The organism is Pseudomonas sp. A39, assembly GCF_058145955.1.
The window spans coordinates 1-1,131 of sequence record NZ_JBYVMD010000112.1; the positions used below are offsets into that span (position 1 = coordinate 1).

The 1,131-nt window shown below is 60.0% G+C and carries 2 protein-coding genes; both read left to right on the plus strand.

Annotation, left to right across the window (positions count from 1 at the left end; translation table 11 throughout):
* A partial coding sequence (locus AC3ZU9_RS31405) for a YbgC/FadM family acyl-CoA thioesterase (protein ID WP_490091788.1) occupies window positions 1–381 on the plus strand: 381 nt, incomplete at its 5' end.
* A gap of 1 nt (window position 382) precedes the next feature.
* On the plus strand, window positions 383–1,078 hold the full coding sequence (gene tolQ / locus AC3ZU9_RS31410) for a protein TolQ (RefSeq protein ID WP_015885609.1): 696 nt from the start codon (window positions 383–385) through the stop codon (window positions 1,076–1,078).
* Window positions 1,079–1,131 lie beyond the last annotated feature (53 nt).

A 1,131-nucleotide genomic window follows, 5' to 3' on the forward strand; every position in this document is an offset into this window, starting at 1 on the left:
ATCGTGTATTACGTCAATTACCTCAAGTTCATGGAGCGGGCTCGAACCGAGCGGCTACGGGAGCTGGGCTTTGCCCAATCCCAGCTGGCAGGGGAGGACCTGTTGTTCGTCGTGCACTCCAGCGAGGCGCGGTATCACGCGCCGGCGCGGCTGGACGACGAGCTGTTGGTCAGCGCTGAAGTAATCGAATTGAACCGTGTCAGCCTGCGTTTCAAGCAGCAGGTCAGGCGGGCAACGGATGCAACGCTGCTCTGTGAGGGGCAGTTCCTGGTGGCCTGTGTGCGCACCAATAGTTTGAAACCCCGGGCCATTCCCGAAGCTCTACGTGCGGCCTTTGCCGACGTAAGCGGCGCGGGTAAACAATCAAAGCAGGAGATTTAGCGTGGAACCTACCGTCGTCGACCATTCCTCCATGTGGAGCCTGGTCAGCAATGCCAGTGTTGTGGTTCAACTGGTCATGCTGACCCTGGTAGCCGCATCGGTTACCTCTTGGGTCATGATTTTTCAGCGCAGCAACCTGCTGCGTGCCGGTCGACGTGCCCTGGAGAGCTTTGAAGAGCGCTTCTGGTCGGGTATCGACCTGTCCAAGCTGTACCGCCAGGCCGGCAGCAACCCGGACCCTGATTCGGGCGTAGAGCAGATCTTCCGTGCCGGCTTCAAGGAATTCTCCCGTCTGCGCCAGCAGCCAGGCGTTGACCCTGAAGCGGTCATGGAAGGCGTGGCCCGCGCCATGCGCGTCGCCATTTCCCGCGAAGAAGAAAAGCTTGAGCAAAGCCTGCCGTTCCTCGCCACCGTAGGTTCCGTCAGCCCGTACATTGGTCTGTTCGGTACCGTCTGGGGGATCATGAACTCCTTCCGCGGCCTGGCTCAGGCCCAGCAAGCGACCCTGGCCACCGTGGCCCCCGGTATCGCCGAAGCCCTGATCGCTACGGCGATCGGCTTGTTTGCCGCTATCCCCGCAGTAATCGCCTACAACCGCTTCGCTGCCACCAGCGAAACGTTGATCGGCCGTTACTACACCTTCGCCGATGAGTTCCAGGCGATCCTGCACCGTAAAGTGCACACCAGCGAAGAATAAGCAGGTAATTCCCAATGGCTTTAATCGCTCGAGCTCGCAAAAAGCGCAAGCCG